Raw genomic sequence first — 4574 nt, 5'->3', positions numbered from 1 at the left:
ACTCCAATGCTAGTTGGTGGTGGCCAGCGGATCGTCTGAGCCCTAACTCGGGCGATCCGCGCTACTTCACTCATGTCGGGCGTGTCGCGGTCATCTCACTGGATGGGCACGCCCGACAGCCGCACCTTCGCACAAAACATGCTTCGTCATCTGTCAGGGGCGGGTGCTTTGATGCGTTGGTGAATGCCTACGTGATGCAGGCGGTGAGACACAACATCCACGCGACTGGACCCACCCACTTGATTTAGGCGTCATCACGATTCGACGCCTCTGAAGAAGATGGCTGACTTATGACTTGAGATACGCCGTACTGATCTGCACTGTCTCACCGTTCTTCTTGCACATCGCACGCTTATCATTCACCCCCTTGCGGGTACCCGATAGGTGCTGCCATCCAGATCGCTCTCAGCGCGCACCATGTCGATTTTCACTGTATAGACCGGGGGCATGGTGGACACCTGTTCGGAGACATGGTGGACAGTGTTAGGCCACCCCGCTTCACATCCACCTAACAGCATGTAAGAATAGTAACGATTCGCATTTACAGGACGCCCATCGTGGCGGCAAGCGGGATTGAGACGCCCAGCCAGGCATCGGCTGCAGCGGCTCAAGCAGCCAGCCAAGCCCGTTCTGTTCTTTTCCACCTTGCCGACATCGTTGCCCATGCCCGCCAACTTCCGTGCTTCGCCCCTGCAAACCGCCCTGCTGCTTGCCCTGGCCCTACCCGCTGCGGCCAACGCGCAAACGGCCCCCTCTTCCACCGACACCGCCGCGCTGCCCAAAAAAACCATGAACACGGTGCACGTCACCGGTAGCGTTATCGGCACCGACTACACCGCCGACACCTCCAGCGTGGGCGCCAAGGTGCCGACCTCGCTGCGCGATATCCCGCAAACCGTGGTGGTGGTGAACCGCGACCTGCTCGAAGCGCAAGGCGCCACATCGCTGCAGGATGCGCTGCGCAACGTACCCGGCATTACCATCGGCGCCGCGGAAGGCGGGCAGATCGGCAACAACATCAACCTGCGCGGCTTCACCGCACGCACGGACATCTACCTGGATGGCTTCCGCGATCCTGGCCAGTACTACCGCGACGTATTCGACCTCGACGCCGTCGAGGTGCTGAAAGGCCCCTCCTCCATGTTGTTTGGCCGCGGCTCCACCGGCGGCGTGATCAACCAGGTGACCAAGCAGCCGGAGCTGAAAGCCTTTGGAGAGATCAGCGCGACGGTCGGCACCAGCGACCGCTATCGCATCACCGGCGATATCAACCAGCCGCTCTCCGACACGGCCGCCGCACGCTTGAACATCTACGGCCAGGACATGCACGCCACGCGCAACGTGCTGAACAACCGCGATGGCGGCATCGCGCCATCGTTGCGCTTCGGCATCGGCACGCCTACACAGATCACACTATCGGCCTTGATCCAACGCAACCACGACATGCCCGACTACGGCCTGCCGCCGATCAACGGGCGCCCGGCGCATGTGAATCCCAAGAACTGGTACGGCCTTACCGACGACCGCACCATCCAGAGCGTCAACGCATTCAATGCGCGCCTCGAACATACGTTCTCCGACAGCGTCAGCCTGCGCACGCAGCTGCAATACAGCGACTACCGCACCGACGCACGCGAAACCGCGGCCAACAGCATCGTCACCGCCCAAGGCGTAACGCTCAACCGGACGCTGGGCAACCCGACCAACCTGCCGCTGCAGGATTTGTATGCGCAGCTCGCCAGCCACGACCGCGTCATCCACGACAAACTGCTGGACAGCCAGACGGACCTGGTCACCAAGTTCGCTACGGGTACGTGGGAGCACACGCTGATCACCGGCATGGAACTGGCGCGCGAAACCTACAACAACCAGACTTACACGCGGAACGGTTTGCCGCTGCTTTCCCTGCTGGACCCCGCGCAGGAAGCCACGCCCTCCGCCGTCACCACGACGGCGGGCAACTATGCGCAATCGGTCGGCAAGACCGCAGCGGTCTACGCCAACGACACCATCAAGCTCGACGATCACTGGATGATCGTGGCGGGCTTGCGTCGTGATCGTTTCGATGCACACATCAGCAACACAATCTCCGCACCTGCGTATGCGCAGCAGACTGTCTATTTCACCAGCGTGCGCGGCGGCGTGATCTATCAGCCGAGCGAGCAGCAATCTTACTACGTGTCATACGGCACCTCGTTCGATCCCGTGCTGGAACAGCTCACCCTTACCAGCGGTACGCAGAACCTCGCGCCCACCAAGAACCGTTCCTACGAAATCGGCGGCAAGTGGAACCTGCTGGATGACATGCTCGGCATCAACGCGGCGCTGTATAAACTGGAACAGACCAACGCGCGCACGCAAACCTCATCTGGCGAATACACATTGGACGGCACCATCCGCGTACGCGGCGCCGAGCTCAGCGCGGTCGGACACATCACCGACCACTGGCAAATCTTCTCCGGCTACAGCTATATGGACGGGAAAATCGTCAAAGCGCTGGACGGCACCCAAGGCAACGTACCCGCCAACACGCCGCGCCACACCCTCACCGCCTGGAGCACCTACACCTTTGCCGAACATTGGGAAGCCGGCGGCGGCCCGACCTATATGTCGCAGCGCTACGCCGCCAATACCGACGAAACCAGCGTTGGCGGCTATACGCGCTGGGATGCGATGGTCGCGTACCATCAACACAGCTACGACATCCGGCTCAATCTGCTGAACCTTGCGAACAAGCGTTATTTCGATGCGGTGATTCCTTCGGATGGCGGGCGCGCGGTGCCGGGGATTGGGCGTACGGCGTTGGCGACGTTTACGTATAAGTTTTGATGGTACAAAAGCCGTATATTTCGCCTCATTGCCGTCATTCCCGCGAAAGCGGGAATCCATTTAAAAAATGCATCAGAGCAACGTGGATTCCCGCTTTCGCAGGAATGACGGTGTTGGGGACAAGAGGAGAAGTCCTGTCATGCTGGTCCACATCCCCACCCTGCTCACCACCGACCAAGTCGCCCACTTCCGCCAACGCCTCGACGCCGCCGACGCCCCCTGGCTCGACGGCCGCGTCACCGCCGGCCACCAAGGCATCCACGTCAAGCAAAACCAGCAACTCGCCGAAGGCTCGCCACTCGCCATCGAACTGGGCAACATCGTGCTCGCCACGCTGGAACGCCACCCACTCTTCATCAGCGCAGCCCTCCCCAACCGCATTTACCCGCCGATGTTCAACCGCTACCAAGGCGGCATGCACTTCGGCAGCCACGTCGACGGCTCCATCCGCCTCCTCCCCGGCACCGGCCAGAAAATCCGCACCGACCTCTCCGCCACCCTCTTCCTCGCGCCACCGGACAGCTACGACGGCGGCGACCTGCTGATCGAAGACACGTATGGCACGCAGACCGTGAAACTCTCCGCTGGCGACATGATCCTGTATCCGGCCAGCAGCTTGCATCGCGTGAATCCCGTCACGCGCGGCACGCGATTGGCTTGTTTCTTCTGGGTGCAAAGCATGGTGCGCGATGACGGGCAGCGCACGATGTTGTTTGACATGGATAACGCGATACAGCGGCTTACGGCGACGAATGCGGATGAAGCGGCGCGTGTAAGGCTGACTGGGGTCTATCACAACCTGCTGCGCACGTGGTCGGACTTGTAACCACCGCCAACGGCACCTCTCGCCGGCCCTTTGACGCCCCTCGCCAGGCATGTTTTTGACCTACGTCAACTTTCCGGCGACAAGCGGCGCGTTTCCTCCGACCAGCGGTCGTTCAACTAAGCATAACCCTACAAGATAATTGCCACGAAGCTTACACACTTCGCCCTAGGTGACAGCTCTCGGCACAACTGCCCGTGAGATGGCCAGGACAAGTAGGGGACCGGACCTCGTCCGGTATACAAACGAGCGTTAGCCAACGCGATACAGGGGCGGTCCATGAATACGATGCGCGCGCATCGCAGACCGGCGGAAGGATTCACAATCGTCGAGTTGATGGTGGTGATAGCGATCATCGCCGTTGTTCTCGCCCTTGCTGTCCCCTCTTACAAGAGCGTCACAACACAAGGCCGAATGGCTGGCGAGATCAACGATCTGGCCACCAGCATCGAATTGGCGCGTTCTGCAGCAATCAAGCAAGGTTTGACAGTAACCATTTGCCCGTCGGCCAATCCCACCGCCACGCCTTCAACCACGGCCCCTGCCTGCGCCAACAGCACTGAGTGGAACACTGGTTGGGTCGTTTTTATCGATACCGCGGGCAATCAAACCTTCACCACCAGTGGTGACACGCTGCTGCGCACCCATGGGCCCTTCACCGGTAGCGATACCCTGGTGTATTCCTCGACGGCCGGGACGTCGACTGGTATCACCTTCAACCGCATGGGTGGCACAACCAGCTTCGGTGGTACCACGACCAATTTCGGCAATACCGGCACGCTGACGCTGCACGACTCTACCAACAACGCGACGTGGCGGCGCTGCGTGATTTTGTCCGAGGCCGGCAACATCACCGTGGATTCCGAACAGAACGGCCTGCAGGGGGCTTGCCCATGATCCATTTTGACCGCCATCGGACGCG

The 4574-nt window shown here is 60.7% G+C and carries 3 protein-coding genes; all 3 read left to right on the top strand.

The features are described 5' to 3' along the window. Positions 1-573 precede the first annotated feature (573 nt). The 3 genes from VMA74_RS18695 (at position 574) to VMA74_RS18685 (ending at position 4549) form a co-directional block, all read left to right on the top strand. Positions 574-2829, top strand: a complete 2256-nt coding sequence (locus VMA74_RS18695) for a TonB-dependent siderophore receptor (RefSeq protein ID WP_325369722.1) — start codon at positions 574-576, stop codon at positions 2827-2829. 139 nt (positions 2830-2968) lie between these two features. Then, positions 2969-3655 carry a Fe2+-dependent dioxygenase gene (locus tag VMA74_RS18690; RefSeq protein ID WP_325369720.1) on the top strand — a complete coding sequence of 229 codons (687 nt, stop codon included), beginning with the start codon at positions 2969-2971 and terminating at the stop codon, positions 3653-3655. Positions 3656-3931: 276 nt separating this feature from the next. Next, positions 3932-4549, top strand: a complete 618-nt coding sequence (locus tag VMA74_RS18685; protein WP_325369718.1) for a GspH/FimT family pseudopilin — start codon at positions 3932-3934, stop codon at positions 4547-4549. Positions 4550-4574 lie beyond the last annotated feature (25 nt).

Origin of the sequence: Dyella sp., assembly GCF_035508675.1 — a bacterium.
Classification (GTDB): domain Bacteria; phylum Pseudomonadota; class Gammaproteobacteria; order Xanthomonadales; family Rhodanobacteraceae; genus Dyella_B.
This window is presented reverse-complemented; position numbering and strand designations above follow the sequence as displayed.